This window comes from Pseudomonas kermanshahensis, from assembly GCF_014269205.2.
Lineage (GTDB): Bacteria > Pseudomonadota > Gammaproteobacteria > Pseudomonadales > Pseudomonadaceae > Aquipseudomonas > Aquipseudomonas kermanshahensis.
Genome location: NZ_JABWRY020000001.1, coordinates 1,129,240 through 1,143,775 on the forward strand (window position 1 = coordinate 1,129,240; position 14,536 = coordinate 1,143,775).

Consider the following 14,536-nt stretch of genomic DNA (forward strand, 5'->3'; position numbering starts at 1 on the left):
TATCCCTGTGGGAGCGGGCTTGCCCCGCGAAGAGGCCGGTGCAGGCTACAACACCTTAGATCTTGCGCGGATTGAGGATCATCAGGGTCAAAACCCCCGCCACAATCCCCCAGAACGCCGACCCGATCGAGAACAGCGTCAACCCCGACGCCGTCACCATAAAGGTAATCAACGCCGCCTCACGCTCGCGCGCCTCGCTCATGGCCACGGTCAGCCCGTTCATGATCGAGCCGAACAACGCCAAGGCCGCAATCGACAGCACCAGCTCTTTCGGCAACGCCGCAAACAGCGCCGCCAACGTTGCCCCGAACACCCCGGCAATGCCATAGAAAATCCCGCACCACACCGCCGCGGTGTAGCGCTTGCTCGGGTCTTCATGGGCATGTGGCCCGGTGCAGATCGCTGCGCTGATCGCCGCCAGGTTCACCCCGTGCGAGCCAAACGGTGCCAGCAGCAACGAGGCAAACCCGGTCGCCGAAATCAACGGTGAAGCCGGCACCTGGTAACCATCGGCCCGCAGTACGGCCACGCCGGGCATGTTCTGCGAGGTCATCGCCACCACGAACAGCGGAATCCCAATGCTGATGGTCGCCCCCAGCGAGAAGCTCGGCGTGGTCCACACCGGCGTGGCCACTTCCAGGCGGAAGCCGCTGAAGTCCAGCAGGCCAAGGGCGCCAGACAGCGCCGTACCGACCAGCAACGCGGCCAGCACGCAGTAACGCGGCGACAGGCGCTTGACCAGCAGGTAGCTGAAGAACATGCCCAGCACCAGCACGGTGCGGTGCTGCGCGGCGACAAAGATCTCGCTGCCGATCTTGAACAAGATACCCGCCAGCAGCGCCGAGGCCAGTGAGGCCGGAATACGTTTGACCAGGCGCTCGAAGCTGCCGGTCAGGCCGCAGATCAGCACCAGCACGGCGCAGGTGATGTACGCCCCAATGGCCTCGCCATAGCTGACGCCGCCCAGGCTGGTAATCAGCAGCGCAGCGCCTGGGGTCGACCAGGCCACGGTGATCGGCGTGCGGTAGCGCAGCGACAGGCCAATGCTGCACACCGCCATGCCGATCGACAGCGCCCAGATCCAGGACGAAATCTGCGCAGTGGTCAGCCCGGCCGCCTGGCCGGCCTGAAACATCAGCACCAGTGAGCTGGTATAGCCGGTGAGCATGGCAATGAAGCCGGCGACCACCGCCGACGGGGAGCTGTCTGCCAGGGGCCGCAGGCGTGCGGAAGTGGCATCGGTCATGAACAAAATCCTTGTAAAGGTGTAAGCAGTTTTTTCAGACTAACGCGAGCAAGGTTGATCCTTGCCATACAGCGGCCATTGCTTTTAGCCGTACAGTCGCCAACTATTGGGCACGAATGCGCAACTGCATGGGAGGGGAGGGGTGATGTACAAGGTCTATGGCGATTACCAGTCGGGCAACTGTTACAAGGTCAAGCTGATGCTGAGCCTGCTGGGCCGGCCGTATGAGTGGCACCCGGTGGATATTCTAAAAGGCGAAACCGAGACGCCTGAATTTCTGGCGATGAACCCCAATGGCAAGGTGCCGGTGCTGGAGCTGGAAGACGGCACGTACCTGTGGGAATCCAATGCCATCCTCAACTTCCTCGCCGACGGCAGCGAGTTCTTGCCTACTGAGCCGCGGTTGCGCACGCAGGTCTTGCAGTGGCAGTTTTTCGAGCAGTACAGCCATGAGCCGTACATTGCCGTGGCGCGGTTCATCCAGTTTTACCTGGGGCTGCCGGATGATCGGCTGGAGGAGTACCGCAAGCTGCACAAGGGCGGGTACAAGGCGCTGAAGGTAATGGAGCGGCAGTTGCAGATGACGCCGTACCTGGTGGGGCAGCAGTATTCGATTGCCGACGTGGCGTTGTATGCCTACACCCATGTGGCGCAGCAGGGTGGGTTCGACCTGACGGATTACCCGGCGGTCAGGGCCTGGCTGGAGCGCGTGGCCAGCCATCCGCGGCATGTGCCGATGGTGGGCTGAGCCTGTACCGGCCTCTTCGCGGTCCGACTTGTCCCGCGAAGAGGCCGGTAGCCCCCACGCGTTCTGTCAAACGGACGCGAAGCGCTTGTCCAGGTAGGCAATGATGGCCTTGGACTCATACATCCAGCTCACCTTGCCTTCTTCCTCGATGCGCAGGCACGGCACTTTCACGCGGCCACCGCCTTCCAGCAGCGCCTGGCGATGCTGCGGGTCGTTCTTGGCGTCACGCAGCGCCACTGGCACGTTCAAGCGGTGCAGGGTGCGGCGGGTTTTGACGCAGAACGGGCAGGCATGGAACTGGTACAGCGCAAGGCCACTGGCCGCTTGCTCGACACGCGCCTGGGCGGCGGCATCGCGCTTACGCTTGGCCGGGCGGCTGATCCAGTCGCCGAACACGATGAGCTGGCCGAGGCCAACCCGCAGGGCTTTGACGATCATGGGCAACTCCTGAAAAGAAAAAGCCGACCCAGCAGGGTCGGCTCAGGGTAACCAGCCAATCACTTGATCAGGCTGAGGAACTCACTGCGGGTGGCGGCGTTGGCGCGGAATTCGCCCAGCATCACCGAGGTGATCATGCTCGAATTCTGCTTCTCGACACCGCGCATCATCATGCACATGTGCTTGGCTTCGATGACCACGGCCACGCCGGCAGCGCCCGTTACCTGCTCGACCGCTTCAGCGATCTGGCGGCTGAGGTTTTCCTGAATCTGCAGGCGGCGTGCGTACATGTCGACGATGCGTGCCACCTTCGACAGGCCCAGCACCTTGCCCTTGGGCAGGTAGGCTACGTGCGCCTTGCCGATGAAGGGCAGCATGTGGTGCTCGCACATCGAGTACAGCTCGATGTCCCGGACCAGTACCATCTCGCTGTTGTCGGAGGTGAACAGCGCGCCGTTGGTGACTTCTTCCAGCGTCTGCTCATAACCGCGGCAAAGGTACTTCATGGCCTTTGCAGCCCGCTTGGGCGTGTCGAGCAGGCCCTCACGGGAGACGTCCTCGCCGATCTGGCTGAGAATCTCGGTGTAGTTCTGTTCCAGGGACATGTATCTACCTGTGGGAAAAATCGCAAAAACGAAGGGTACGGCGGCAAGGGCGGCGCTGCAAGCGCGGCGTTACTCGTCGCGTCCTTCGAGCATGGTTCGTTTAAGCATCACATACACCGCGCCGGTGCCGCCATGGCGCGGGTTGCACGAGGCAAAACCGAGCACTTGCGGGTGCTGGCGCAGCCAGGTGTTGACGTGACTCTTGATCATCGGGCGCTTGCCGTCGAGGCGCGCCGCCTTGCCGTGGGTGACGCGGACGCAGCGTACTTCCAGCTTGGTGGCCTCGGCGATGAAGTCCCAGAGTGTTTCACGGGCTTTCTCGACGGTCATGCCGTGCAGGTCGAGGCTGCCCTCGAAGGCAATCTGGCCGAGCTTGAGTTTGCGCAGTTGGGTTTCCTGCACGCCGTCACGGCGCCACATCAGTTCGTCTTCGGCGCCAACGTCGATGACGAACTGGTCGGACATGCCGTCGATCACCAGCGCCTTGTCGCTGCGCACGGTAGCCGCCTGCCGCAGGCCGGCCAGCTGCTTGCGGTCGGCCTTGGGTTTGCCGACCTCGGCACGGTCGTGCTTGATCGGCTTGACGCCGCGCACTTCGGCATGGAACAGGGAAAAGTCGTCGTCTTGCATGATGCCTCCACGTGGGCGGCGTAGTTTACGCGACTGTGGGGCTGTGTGCAGCCTGTGCGGGACTCTTCGCGGGGCAAGCCCGCTCCCACAGGATGGACTGCCCCCAAGAAGTTGGACACCAATCCAACCCTTGGGGGATCTATGGGCAAGTACACCGAGCAGTTCAAGCTCAAGGCGATTGCAGCCTACCTTGATGGCAGCCACGGCTTCCGAAAAGTGGCTCGTCACTTTGGCATCGATTTCAGCCTGCTGAGGCGCTGGGTGGCCAGCCACCAAGCCGACTCCAGCATCGGCCGACGCCCTCACGGCCGGCGTTATAGCGAAGAGTTCAAGCATCGGGTGTTGAAGTACATGCATGAACATCGGCTCTCTTTGCGCCAAACAGCCGCCCATTTTGATCTCGGACAGTCTTCGCAGATAGGCATTTGGCAACGACGGTACTACAGTGGTAGCCCCGCAGCGCCTACTGCCGCCAAACCAAGAAAGCCTACTCACGTGCCAAAGAAAATTAAGCCAGTCGAGCCCACTGATATCGATGACGCGCAAAAGCCCCGCGAGCAGCTGCTGGCTGAGCTCGAATACCTGCGCATGGAGAACGCTGTCCTAAAGGAGCTCAAAGCTATGCGCGAGGAGAAGGAGCGAATACAGACGAAAAAGTCCTGATCGTCTGCAAGCTCAAGCGCAGATTTCCTTTACCTGACCTCCTGCGGATGGTCAGGCTGGCGCGCAGCACCTTCTACTACCAGCTCAAAAGCCAACAGAAGCCGGACAAGCATGCTGAGCTCAAAGAGCAGATACAGCGTGTCTATCACGAGCACAAAAAGCTGTATGGCTATCGACGCGTGGCGCTCGTGATCAGAAACAACGGGACCCTGGTTAACAAGAAGGTCGTTGAGCGGTTGATGGCTGAGCTAGACCTGAGATCGGTCGTGCGGCCCAAGAAATTCCGTTCCTACCGGGGCGTAGTGGGCAAAGTGGCAATGAATCTTTTAGAGCGTAACTTCGTGGCTCAACGGCCCAATCAGAAGTGGGTAACCGATGTAACCGAGTTCAAGGTCGCCGAGCAAAAGCTCTACCTCTCACCCGTCATGGACTTGTACAACGCCGAGATCGTGGCATACGAAATGGCCAGCCGGCCCTGTTGCAGCCTGGTTGGAAACATGCTGGACAAGGCGCTTGAGAGGCTGGGCGAGACGCCAAAGCTGGTGATGCACTCGGATCAGGGCTGGCACTATCAACAGCCTCAGTATCGTCACAAGCTCTATCAGCGCGGCGTAAAACAGAGCATGTCGCGTAAAGGAAATTGCCTGGACAACGCGGCCATGGAAAGCTTCTTTGGTACGCTCAAGTCAGAGTTTTTCCACCTGAAGCGATTTGAAAGCGTCGAAGAACTGAAGGCGGGTCTGGATGAGTACATTCATTACTACAACCATGACCGCATCAAGCTAAGGCTTAACGGCCTGAGCCCTGTTGATTACAGGGCTCAGGCTGCTAGCTGAAACTGTCCAACTTTCTGGGGGCAGTCCAGGATTACTCTCTGGCCTAGGCGCTGAAGTTATCCTGTGGGAGCGGGCTTGCCCCGCGAAGAGGCCCGCACAGGCGATACAAAAGACTCAGTCGTGTTTTTTCATCAAGTGCGGCGACAGGTTCAATTCCCGCCCGCGACGCAGGCGAATACGGCTGCGCCGCCAGAAGCGCACGCCCAGCCACAGCAACAGCAAGCCAGCCCCGGTGAGGATGCTGGCCAGCGGTTTGTTGGCATTGAGTTCTTGCAGGGCCGGGTAATTGCCCAGCAGGCCGGCGATGCCGGCCATGGCCAGCAGCACACCCAGCGTTGCCAGCAAGGCGGACAGGCCGGCAGCCAGGCGTGCGCCCCAATTGCGCGGTTCGCGCGTGCGCAGGCGTTTGGCGTCGAAACTGCCTTTGAGCTTCATTCCGATTTCCTCTGTGGATATCCGGAATTCGACCTGCGCTCGCCCTTTGGGTTCCGCCCGGCTGCCGGGCGGTCGTTACCCGCCCTAGATCAGATCAGGCTGGCGGTAGGGGCGACACAGGCGAAGTTGTCGGCCATCACGGCCATTTCACACTGGTGAATCTGTGCGGCCGGGATGACCCCGTCCTTGAACGCCAGGTCGCGGGTCGCCGAGGCGTCTTCCACCAGGGTGCACCGATAACCATAGTCCTTGGCGCGGCGCACGGTGGTGCTGACGCTGGAGTGGCTCATGAAACCGCAGACGATCAGGTCCAGGTGGCCCAGCGCCTGCAGGGTGTCGTGCAGCTTGGTGTTCTTGAACGCGTTAGGCATGCGCTTTTCGATGACAGTTTCGCCTTCGAGTGGCTCCAGCCCAGGGATGAACTGGCCACCGCTGCCTTGTGGGTCGAAACGGCCACCGACAGTGCCCAGGTGACGGACGTGGATGATCGGACGGCCGCTCTTGCGCGCGGCATCGAGCAACCGGGCGATGTTGGCCACGGCCTCGTCCATGCCCGACAGTGCCAGGGGACCACTGAGGTACTCCTTTTGCGCATCGATGATGATCAGGCTGGCGTGGCTCAGCTTGGCCGGCGGGTAGTCGCGGCCAGTGAGGCGGAACATCGTGGTTGGAACGGACATCAAGGGCTCCTTGGAAGGGCTTTTGTATACCTATTGTCCCTTGCCTTGGCGTCAATGGGAATGGTTGACATCGCAAACAGCGTGGTTACTGGCCTGTGGCTACCCTTTGGGGAACGCCAAGGAACAATTGTGCGGGTTGGGCTGTTAGACTTTTGTACGGTCTGAATTAGGAGTACCCCCGTGATCACATCCCGTCTGCGCACGCTGCGCGACTACATTCGCTGGGCGGTCAGCCGCTTCCACGAGCGCGAGCTGTTCTTCGGCCACGGTGCCGACAACGCCTGGGACGAAGCCCGCCTGCTGGTGCTGGGCGCCGTGCACTTGCCATGGGAGGTGGCCGACAGCTACCTGGACTGCATGCTCGAGGACGACGAACGCGTGCGCCTGCAGCACCTGCTCAAGCGGCGTATCGAAGAACGCGTGCCCACCGCCTATTTGCTGGGCGAGGCGTGGTTCTGCGGCATGTCGTTCATTGTCGACGAGCGCGTGCTGGTGCCCCGTTCGCCGATTGGCGAGCTGATCGAAAAACGTTTCGAGCCGTGGCTGGCGTCAGAGCCTGCGCGCATTCTGGACCTGTGCACCGGGTCTGGTTGCATCGGCATCGTCGCGGCCGAAGTGTTCCCCGAGGCCGAAGTGGTGCTGGGCGACCTGTCGTTCGATGCCCTTGAAGTGGCGAACCAGAACATCGAGCGTCACGGCCTGGACATGCGCGTCTACACCGTGCAGGGCGATGGTTTCGATGGCCTGCCAGGGCAGCGCTTTGACCTGATCCTGTCCAACCCGCCGTATGTCGATGCCGAAGATTTTGGCGACATGCCGGCCGAGTATCACCACGAGCCTGAGCTGGGCCTGGCCTGCGGTAACGATGGCCTGGACCTGGTGCGGCGGATGCTGGCCGAGGCGGCTGACCACCTGACCGACAAAGGGTTGCTGATTGTCGAAGTGGGCAACAGCCAGGTGCATGTCGAGTCGCTGTACCCCGAGGTGGATTTCGCCTGGCTGGAGTTCGAGCGGGGCGGGCATGGGGTGTTCATGCTGACGGCTGAGCAGTGCCGGCAGCATCAAGAGCTGTTCAAAGCCCGGGTTTGAGTGGGGGCTGCTTTGCAGCCCATCGCGGGTAAACCCGCCCCCACAGGTACAGCGCCGTTCTCAAGGCCAGTGCTGCACCTGTGGGAGCGGGTTTACCCGCGAAGCAGGCGCCACGGTCTCAGCGGGTAGCAATCCAGATCAACAACCCGGCCTGAAACATCGCAAATGCCACCAGGCAGGTGATGGTAAAGCGCAACCCGCCATCTTCACGCCGGTATTTGGCCACCCGCTCATCCCGTTCGCGCAGTTGGCCTTCCATTTCCTGCAGCTGTTGATCGGCCTGCTGCAGCAAGTTGGCCGCATCGAGAATCTCCACCCGCTGCAGCCGCTCGCTGCTCCAGGCGCCCTTGAGCTGGCCCACTGTGGCTTCAACGGTACGGCCCTTGAGGTGCTGAGGGTCTTCGTACTCCACTTCGATACCCACCCCGCGCAAGAACTGGTCCCGGCGCAGGCGTGAATCCTCGCTCAGGGCATCCTTGCTCGGCAGTGCCATGCCTTCGACCCGGTAATGCGACCACCTGCGCTGCAGCCATTGCACGGCCTGGGCCAGCATGAAGCGGCCGATACCGCGGTTCAGGGGTTCCAGCTGCAGGCCCTGGTCGCTGCCAATGCGCACCAGGCGCTCGGCGTGGTCGACGCGGATATCCAGGTGGTTCTGTTCTTTGCGCACCTTTTGCCCCGGCAGCTGGATTTCCATGCGCAGCAGGCTGTGGGCTTTGTCGTGGCGCTCGGCGTAGCCGAACTGCACAAAGCGCAGGGGGCGGGCGCCGGTGGCGCGGTCGGTGGGCAAGGGGGCCAGGCGCAACAGCTGGAAGTGTTCGGCGGCAAGGTCGGCCCAAGGCAGCGCGGCGCCGTCCTGGGGTTGTGGCTCGTCGGCCGGCTCTTGGGCGGCGGGGGCAATAGTCATGGGGGCTGTCCTTAGGTTCGGGCATGCGACAAATGGGGCTGCTGCGCAGCCCATCGCTGGCAAGCCAGCTCCCACCAAGGGCGCGCTGCTCTCAAGGGCACTGCTGCACCTGTGGGAGCCGGCTTGCCGGCGATGGGCCGCCAACGCGGCCCCGGATTCGCCGCCAATACCGCCTTATCGGCAGCCCCGGCCAAGACCTGAGGGTCAGGCCGATGGCAAATGCTGGATGAACGTAACGATCCGCTCCCCCAGCTCACGGGCCAGTGGCAGCTCGGGGTTGAGGTAGCTGTCACGCTGTTCGCTCATGGCCTTGGGGCTGATGCGCAGCATGTGGTTCATGCCATCGATCAGCACCAGTTGCGCATCCGGTTTCGCAGCCTTGAGGCGCTCGGCATCCGTTACGTCGACCTGCACGTCGTTGCGGCCCTGGACGATCAGCGCCGGCATCGGCAATTGCGCGAACGCCGCCGCTGGGTTCTGCCGGAACAGCGAAATCAGGTACGGCTGCACGCTGGGACGGAACACCTGGCGCAGCGGCGCGGGCACATCCAGGCTGGTCTGCCCAGCCTGCAGGCGGTCGAGCAAGTCACTGCCACGGGCCAATTGGGCGGGCGGCAGGCGCTGGGCCAGCTGCTCGCGCAGTACGTCGGCCAACGGGCGGCCGACGCCGGCCAAGGTGATCACCGCGCTGGCACCTGCCTGTTCGGCGGCGAGGCTGGCGATCAGCGCGCCTTCGCTGTGGCCCACCAGAATCAGCGGGCCGAACCGCGGGTCGGCCTTGAGCTTGTGGCTCCAGGCAACCACATCGGCGACATAGCGCTCGACGCTGAGGTCACGCTCATCGGGCGTGGCCGGCTGGCTCGCGGCCACGCCGCGCTTGTCATAGCGCACGCTGGCAATGTGGTCGTTGGCCAGCACCAGGGCCAGCCGCTTGAGGTTGTCGATACGCCCCGTGGCCGGGTTGTTGCCGTCTCGGTCGGTGGGGCCGGAGCCCGCGATGATCAACACCACCGGGGGCGGCGTGGCCTGTTGTGGCAGCAGCAGGCTGCCGTGCAGCACGCCCTGCCCGGTGTCGAGGTCGATGGGGCGCTGCAAGACGGTGGGGGAGGCGGCCTGGGCGAGGCCAGCACAGAGCATGAACAACAAGGCGACGAGGCGCGGCATCATGGGGTACTACGGTGGGGAGATGTCGGTTTGACCCAATGTTTGTGGGAAGGTTCGGTGGGTAGTTGCCTGTGCGGGCCCTTTCGCGGGCAAGCCCGCTCCCACAGGATTACCCCTAGCCTGAAAGCAGTGATATTCCTGTGGGAGCGGGCTTGCCCGCGAAGAGGCCAGCACAGACAACCAATCCCTCGGTATTTTTCCGTATACTGCCGCTTTCGTTCACCTCAGGCAGACTCGCGGAGCGTCCATGTCCGGCAATACCTACGGCAAGCTGTTCACTGTCACCACCGCAGGCGAAAGCCATGGCCCGGCGTTGGTCGCCATTGTCGATGGATGCCCGCCGGGCCTGGAGATTTCCCTGGCCGACCTGCAGCATGACCTCGACCGGCGCAAGCCTGGCACCAGCCGGCACACCACCCAGCGCCAGGAACCGGACGAGGTCGAGATCCTCTCCGGTGTGTTCGAAGGCCGCACCACCGGCTGCTCAATCGGCCTGCTGATCCGCAACACCGACCAGAAGTCCAAGGACTACTCGGCGATCAAGGACCTGTTCCGCCCGGCGCACGCCGACTACACCTACCACCACAAGTACGGTGAGCGTGACTACCGCGGCGGCGGCCGCAGCTCGGCCCGCGAAACGGCCATGCGTGTAGCGGCAGGGGCCATCGCCAAGAAGTACCTGGCCACCCAGGGCATCACCGTGCGTGGCTACATGAGCCAGCTGGGCCCAATAGAGATTCCGTTCAAAACCTGGGAATCGGTTGAGCACAACGCCTTCTTCAGCCCCGACCCGGACAAGGTGCCGGAACTCGAGGCCTACATGGACCAGCTGCGCCGCGACCAGGATTCGGTCGGGGCGAAAATCACCGTCGTGGCCGAAGGCGTGATGCCAGGCCTGGGCGAGCCGATCTTTGACCGCCTCGACGCGGAATTGGCCCATGCGCTGATGAGCATCAACGCGGTCAAGGGCGTCGAGATTGGTGCCGGCTTTGCCAGTGTCGCCCAGCGCGGTACCGAGCACCGTGACGAGCTGACCCCGGAAGGGTTCCTCAGCAACAACGCCGGCGGCATTCTGGGGGGGATTTCCTCGGGCCAGCCGATCGTTGCGCACCTGGCGCTGAAGCCGACCTCCAGCATCACCACGCCGGGCCGTTCCATCGATGTGGAGGGCAACCCGGTGGACGTGATCACCAAGGGCCGTCATGACCCCTGTGTCGGCATCCGCGCCACGCCGATCGCCGAAGCGATGATGGCCATCGCCCTGATGGACCACCTGCTGCGCCACCGCGCACAGAATGCCGACGTGAAGGTCAGTACGCCGGTGCTGGGCCAGCTTTGATCCATTTGTGATTGATGTGCCGAATGCACCGGCACACCTCTGTGTAGGAGCAGCCTTGTGCTGCGAAGAGGCCGGTGCAGTTGGCACATTCGTGCAGTGGTTCTACCGGCCCTTTCGCAGCACAAGGCTGCTCCTATGTATGGACTCGCCCACACTGTCTAGCTGCTTTTGAACTTAGGAACCCGGTTGCATCTATGTATCAGGCCTATTCGAGGAAGCTTTTTGCTTCTGGCCAACATCGTGGTGAGCTCGCAGCGTGCCGTTTACATTGAGGCCATTCATCAGGCCTGTAGGAGCAGAGGCATCTGTCTGCGACGGTCTTACCAGGGGTCAATGTTCACTAGCAGGGGTTGGAGCGCTCGGCGCCCCGGTGGCATTGCTCGGTTGATCAGAGGCTCATAGCAGCCTCCGAGTTGCTGTTCGGTTTGCGCTGATATACCTGATCGCTCTGCAACAAGGCCCAGATAATGCGCAGATTTCGATTAGCCAGTCTGATCGCCGCCTCCTTGCGTCCAAGGCGGGATAGCCAGCGTAAAAGGCGGTGATCGTCTGGCTGATCGGAATCAGGCCTTAGCTGACTCAAGACAGCATGCGCCCCCTGGATCATCAGGCTGCGTATGTAGCCATCACCTCGCTTGCTCATCCTGCCCAGCCTGATTTTGTTTCCGCTGCTGTGCTGGTCGGGCACGATACCGAAGAAGGCGGCATACATTCGGCCACTGGCGAAGCGGCTAGGCTCGGTCTGTTTCGCCACGATCGCCGTGGCAATGATTGGGCCCACGCCACGAATGGTGATCAACCGCTGTGCGACCTTATCTTCCTGGGCTGTCGCTTCAAGCCGCCTACTCAGCGTCGCAATGCGTTCACCCAGAGAGAGCCAGTCAGTCAGCAGCTCATCGAGCAACTCGCGCAACAAGTCGGGCAGAGGTAAAGAGGCATCTTCAAGAGCCCGTGGCACATGCGAATTGATCGCCGCATCGCCTTGAGGCATGGAGACGCCATGCTCTAGCAGCAGGCCACGTATCTGATTACCCAGCGCTGTATGCCGCTTGATGTTGCCGCGCCGGACACGGTGCAGCGCTTGAATAGCCAGTGCTGTAGTGCTCTTGATCGGGATTGAGGCAATACTGGTATCGCGACCGGCACGCAAAATGGCATGGGCGTCGTTACGGTCATTCTTCGCGCCGCTGCGGTGTTCGGCAACGCGTTGCGCAGGCAGGATCCGAACCGGATTACCCTTGGCCTGCAGTAGTCTGGCCCAGGCTTGAGCACCAGGACCGCACTCCATTAAGACAGTCACCGTCACTGGCAGCTTGATTAGAAAATCATGGAAATTTTGACGGGATTTGATGCGATTTTCGTAGATCACCCGCCCGGTAGCATCCTCGCCTGCTAACTGGAAGACCTGTTTGGCCAGGTCTACGCAGAGGGTTGTGCAAAGCTCCACATCAGTGGAAGACAGGGGATCGTGCTTCGAACTATGCTTCTTCATGGTCTCGCCCTCGCTGCCGTTGGCTTCTTTGAACGCCACCGTGGCACTGTGATGCCTCGGCGGGGGCGAGTCCATCGATTACACAGTGGGATCGAGCCGGTACGCTAAACACACCATCGGCCCATTCCATGCCCCCAATCCCCTACTGGCGCCTGTCCAGCTTCTACCTCTTCTACTTCGCCCTGCTGGGCTCCACAGCCCCCTTCCTGGCGCTGTACTTCGACCACTTGGGTTTCTCCCCGGCGCGCATCGGCGAGCTGGTGGCCATCCCCATGCTGATGCGCTGCGTCGCCCCCAACCTGTGGGGTTGGTTGGGCGACCGTACCGGCCAGCGCCTGCTGATCGTGCGCCTGGGCGCGTTGTGCACGCTGGCCAGCTTCGCCCTGATCTTCTTCGGCAAGAGCTACGCCTGGCTGGCGCTGGTCATGGCCCTGCACGCGTTCTTCTGGCACGCGGTGCTGCCGCAATTCGAAGTCATCACCCTGGCGCACCTGCACGGGCAAACCGCCCGCTACAGCCAGGTCCGCCTGTGGGGTTCGATCGGTTTCATCCTCACGGTGGTGGGCTTGGGGCGCTTGTTCGAATGGCTCAGCCTGGACATCTACCCGGTCGCCCTGGTGACGATCATGGCGGGCATCGTCCTCGCCAGCCTGTGGGTGCCCAATGCCCAGCCGGTGGAGCAGGGCGAGCGCAGCGGGGCGGGCGGCTTTTTACAGCAACTGCGGGCACCTGGGGTAATCGCGTTTTATGCGTGCGTGGCGCTGATGCAGCTCAGCCACGGGCCGTACTACACCTTCCTTACCCTGCACCTGGAACACCTGGGCTACAGCCGCAGCGCCATCGGCCTTTTATGGGCGCTGGGGGTGGTGGCCGAGGTGCTGGTGTTCATGGCCATGAGCCGCATTTTTGCGCGGTTTTCCGTGCAGCGGGTGTTGTTGGCCAGTTTCCTGCTGGCGTCTTTGCGCTGGCTGCTGCTCGGCAACCTGGCCGATGACCCGGCGGTGCTGGTGCTGGCCCAGGTGATGCACGCGGCCACCTTTGGCTGCTTCCATGCCGCCTGCATCGCGTTCGTCCAGGCCAGCTTCGGCGCTCGCCAGCAAGGCCAGGGCCAGGCGTTGTACGCGGCGTTATCTGGCACCGGCGGTGCGCTGGGCGCCTTGTACTCGGGCTACAGCTGGAAACTGCTGGGGCCGACCTTCACCTTTGGTATGGCCAGCGCCGCAGCCTTGGCCGCAGCCGTTATCATTGCCCTTTGTTCGCAATCGACCAGGACCCGCCACTGATGAGTACCCTCAGCGTTTTCCACCCGTCCAGCCCAGGCCTGCCGAACAAGCTGCTGACCCACCACGACGACATTGCCGCGACACTGGCCGAGCAGGGCGTGCGTTTTGTTCATCACCCGCTTGCGCTGCGGGTTCGCCCTGGCAGTGCGGAGGACGAGGTGATGGCAGCTTGCAGGGAGCACCTCGACCAGTTGATGACCGGCCACGGCAGTGCGGCCTTCACACTGCTCAACCGTGACGGGGTGGACCCGGCACAGGCGGATGTACGTGACGAGCATGTGCATGACGCCGAAGAGGTGTTCGCTGTGGTTAGCGGGCGGGCGCAAGTGGGTTTGCGCTTGGGCGAGTTCGTGTATTCGGTGCTGTGCGAGAAGGGCGATCAGCTGGTGGTGCCGGCAGGCACGCGGCGCTGGGTTGAGCTGGGCGAGACGCCGTTCTGCCTGGCGCTGCGGTTGTTTGGCAGTGAGCAGGGGCTGCAGGCGCGGTTGACCGGGGATGAGACTGCCCGGGCGTTTTTAGGTATTGACGAGTTGTAATGCTTGGGCGGGCCTCTTCGCGGGGCAAGTCGGACCGCCGCACCGCCGCTCCTACAGGTCAGTGGTATTCCTGTGGGAGCGGCGGTGCGGCGGTCCGACTTGCCCGCGAAAAGGCCGGTGCTGGCAATCAACGATAGGTCGGCAAGGCAAACCGTTGCTGGCTCTGCAGCATCGAAATCACCGGCAGCTCGCTGGCCTGTTCAGCCAGGTCACGGCGGATGGCGCTGATCGCCCAGGACAGCTGCTCGGCGCTGTGCAGTTGGCCGTAGGTCAACACGCGGCGGGTAACCTTGCCATCAGCGGCGCGCAGGGTGAGCAAGACACCACCATCGGGGCGGGGCTGGGTTGCGACCTGGTAGGCCGAAAACACCGAGACGAACTTTTCCTGGATGAGGTCCATATCAACTCCTGACTGTTGTGTGGCAGACGTGAGTTGATAGTTGCA

General features: G+C 62.5%; 16 protein-coding genes. 6 read left to right on the forward strand and 10 right to left on the reverse strand.

Annotation, left to right across the window (positions count from 1 at the left end):
• Positions 1 to 55: 55 nt before the first annotated feature.
• Positions 56 to 1,246: a benzoate/H(+) symporter BenE family transporter gene (locus HU764_RS05240; protein WP_186703942.1), complete on the reverse strand. Its 1,191-nt coding sequence runs from the start codon at positions 1,244 to 1,246 to the stop codon at positions 56 to 58.
• 145 nt (positions 1,247 to 1,391) lie between these two features.
• Here HU764_RS05240 and HU764_RS05245 point away from each other — a divergent pair, with 145 nt between their 5' ends.
• The gene (locus tag HU764_RS05245; protein WP_085273724.1) at positions 1,392 to 1,994 is read left to right on the forward strand and encodes a glutathione S-transferase family protein; all 603 of its coding nucleotides are present in this window, start codon (positions 1,392 to 1,394) and stop codon (positions 1,992 to 1,994) included.
• Between the two features lie 66 nt (positions 1,995 to 2,060).
• Here HU764_RS05245 and HU764_RS05250 read toward each other — a convergent pair whose 3' ends face one another.
• The 3 genes from HU764_RS05250 to HU764_RS05260 all read right to left on the reverse strand — a co-directional run bounded on the left by HU764_RS05250 (position 2,061) and on the right by HU764_RS05260 (position 3,667).
• Positions 2,061 to 2,432, reverse strand: coding sequence for a glutaredoxin family protein (locus HU764_RS05250; protein ID WP_186679488.1), 372 nt, complete (start codon positions 2,430 to 2,432; stop codon positions 2,061 to 2,063).
• Positions 2,433 to 2,491: 59 nt separating this feature from the next.
• A complete protein-coding gene (gene folE, locus HU764_RS05255; RefSeq protein ID WP_186679489.1) occupies positions 2,492 to 3,037 on the reverse strand; it encodes a GTP cyclohydrolase I FolE in 546 nt (181 codons plus the stop codon).
• Between the two features lie 69 nt (positions 3,038 to 3,106).
• Entirely contained in the window at positions 3,107 to 3,667 is a 561-nt protein-coding gene (locus HU764_RS05260) for a Smr/MutS family protein (protein WP_027596007.1), read from the reverse strand.
• 141 nt (positions 3,668 to 3,808) lie between these two features.
• Between HU764_RS05260 and HU764_RS05265 the strand changes: the two genes are divergently transcribed.
• Positions 3,809 to 5,166 (forward strand): IS3 family transposase gene (locus HU764_RS05265; protein ID WP_420876183.1). Its coding sequence is split into 2 segments (ribosomal slippage): positions 3,809 to 4,282 and positions 4,285 to 5,166, totalling 1,356 coding nucleotides; the frame shifts between segments, so codons are not numbered across the junction.
• A gap of 114 nt (positions 5,167 to 5,280) precedes the next feature.
• On the opposite strand, the gene HU764_RS05270 is transcribed toward HU764_RS05265, so the two are convergent.
• Together HU764_RS05270 and HU764_RS05275 are read right to left on the reverse strand one after the other, a co-directional pair.
• Positions 5,281 to 5,601, reverse strand: a complete 321-nt coding sequence (locus HU764_RS05270; RefSeq protein WP_027596008.1) for a hypothetical protein — start codon at positions 5,599 to 5,601, stop codon at positions 5,281 to 5,283.
• An 89-nt stretch (positions 5,602 to 5,690) separates the two neighbouring features.
• Positions 5,691 to 6,281 (reverse strand): cysteine hydrolase family protein, encoded by a 591-nt coding sequence (locus HU764_RS05275; RefSeq protein WP_085273722.1) that lies wholly within the window; start codon positions 6,279 to 6,281, stop codon positions 5,691 to 5,693.
• A 180-nt stretch (positions 6,282 to 6,461) separates the two neighbouring features.
• Between HU764_RS05275 and prmB the strand changes: the two genes are divergently transcribed.
• Entirely contained in the window at positions 6,462 to 7,370 is a 909-nt protein-coding gene (gene prmB / locus HU764_RS05280; protein ID WP_027596010.1) for a 50S ribosomal protein L3 N(5)-glutamine methyltransferase, read from the forward strand.
• A gap of 118 nt (positions 7,371 to 7,488) precedes the next feature.
• Here the strand turns inward: prmB and HU764_RS05285 are convergent, their stop codons facing one another.
• Together HU764_RS05285 and HU764_RS05290 are read right to left on the reverse strand one after the other, a co-directional pair.
• The gene (locus HU764_RS05285; RefSeq protein WP_027596011.1) at positions 7,489 to 8,277 is read right to left on the reverse strand and encodes a hypothetical protein; all 789 of its coding nucleotides are present in this window, start codon (positions 8,275 to 8,277) and stop codon (positions 7,489 to 7,491) included.
• A 204-nt stretch (positions 8,278 to 8,481) separates the two neighbouring features.
• On the reverse strand, positions 8,482 to 9,444 hold the full coding sequence (locus tag HU764_RS05290) for an alpha/beta hydrolase (protein ID WP_027596012.1): 963 nt from the start codon (positions 9,442 to 9,444) through the stop codon (positions 8,482 to 8,484).
• Between the two features lie 244 nt (positions 9,445 to 9,688).
• Here HU764_RS05290 and aroC point away from each other — a divergent pair, with 244 nt between their 5' ends.
• On the forward strand, positions 9,689 to 10,780 hold the full coding sequence (aroC, locus tag HU764_RS05295; RefSeq protein WP_027596013.1) for a chorismate synthase: 1,092 nt from the start codon (positions 9,689 to 9,691) through the stop codon (positions 10,778 to 10,780).
• A gap of 388 nt (positions 10,781 to 11,168) precedes the next feature.
• On the opposite strand, the gene HU764_RS05300 is transcribed toward aroC, so the two are convergent.
• Positions 11,169 to 12,227 carry an IS110 family RNA-guided transposase gene (locus tag HU764_RS05300; RefSeq protein WP_186683367.1) on the reverse strand — a complete coding sequence of 353 codons (1,059 nt, stop codon included), beginning with the start codon at positions 12,225 to 12,227 and terminating at the stop codon, positions 11,169 to 11,171.
• Positions 12,228 to 12,400: 173 nt separating this feature from the next.
• Between HU764_RS05300 and HU764_RS05305 the strand changes: the two genes are divergently transcribed.
• Both HU764_RS05305 and HU764_RS05310 read left to right on the forward strand, forming a co-directional pair.
• Positions 12,401 to 13,555: an MFS transporter gene (locus tag HU764_RS05305; RefSeq protein ID WP_186703665.1), complete on the forward strand. Its 1,155-nt coding sequence runs from the start codon at positions 12,401 to 12,403 to the stop codon at positions 13,553 to 13,555.
• On the forward strand, positions 13,555 to 14,091 hold the full coding sequence (locus tag HU764_RS05310) for an oxidase (RefSeq protein WP_186679495.1): 537 nt from the start codon (positions 13,555 to 13,557) through the stop codon (positions 14,089 to 14,091). Before HU764_RS05305 ends, HU764_RS05310 begins: the two co-directional genes overlap by 1 nt.
• A 127-nt stretch (positions 14,092 to 14,218) precedes the next feature.
• On the opposite strand, the gene HU764_RS05315 is transcribed toward HU764_RS05310, so the two are convergent.
• The gene (locus HU764_RS05315; protein ID WP_027596016.1) at positions 14,219 to 14,491 is read right to left on the reverse strand and encodes a DUF3509 domain-containing protein; all 273 of its coding nucleotides are present in this window, start codon (positions 14,489 to 14,491) and stop codon (positions 14,219 to 14,221) included.
• Positions 14,492 to 14,536: the final 45 nt, after the last annotated feature.

Coding starts and splice junctions, on each gene's coding strand:
- HU764_RS05250 (WP_186679488.1), bottom strand. CDS start 2,432: ATGATCGTCAAAGCCCTGCGGGTTGGCCTCGGCCAGCTCATCGTGTTC.
- HU764_RS05305 (WP_186703665.1), top strand. CDS start 12,401: ATGCCCCCAATCCCCTACTGGCGCCTGTCCAGCTTCTACCTCTTCTAC.
- HU764_RS05240 (WP_186703942.1), bottom strand. CDS start 1,246: ATGACCGATGCCACTTCCGCACGCCTGCGGCCCCTGGCAGACAGCTCC.
- HU764_RS05290 (WP_027596012.1), bottom strand. CDS start 9,444: ATGATGCCGCGCCTCGTCGCCTTGTTGTTCATGCTCTGTGCTGGCCTC.
- HU764_RS05260 (WP_027596007.1), bottom strand. CDS start 3,667: ATGCAAGACGACGACTTTTCCCTGTTCCATGCCGAAGTGCGCGGCGTC.
- HU764_RS05315 (WP_027596016.1), bottom strand. CDS start 14,491: ATGGACCTCATCCAGGAAAAGTTCGTCTCGGTGTTTTCGGCCTACCAG.
- HU764_RS05310 (WP_186679495.1), top strand. CDS start 13,555: ATGAGTACCCTCAGCGTTTTCCACCCGTCCAGCCCAGGCCTGCCGAAC.
- HU764_RS05275 (WP_085273722.1), bottom strand. CDS start 6,281: ATGTCCGTTCCAACCACGATGTTCCGCCTCACTGGCCGCGACTACCCG.
- aroC (WP_027596013.1), top strand. CDS start 9,689: ATGTCCGGCAATACCTACGGCAAGCTGTTCACTGTCACCACCGCAGGC.
- HU764_RS05245 (WP_085273724.1), top strand. CDS start 1,392: ATGTACAAGGTCTATGGCGATTACCAGTCGGGCAACTGTTACAAGGTC.
- HU764_RS05285 (WP_027596011.1), bottom strand. CDS start 8,277: ATGACTATTGCCCCCGCCGCCCAAGAGCCGGCCGACGAGCCACAACCC.
- HU764_RS05270 (WP_027596008.1), bottom strand. CDS start 5,601: ATGAAGCTCAAAGGCAGTTTCGACGCCAAACGCCTGCGCACGCGCGAA.
- folE (WP_186679489.1), bottom strand. CDS start 3,037: ATGTCCCTGGAACAGAACTACACCGAGATTCTCAGCCAGATCGGCGAG.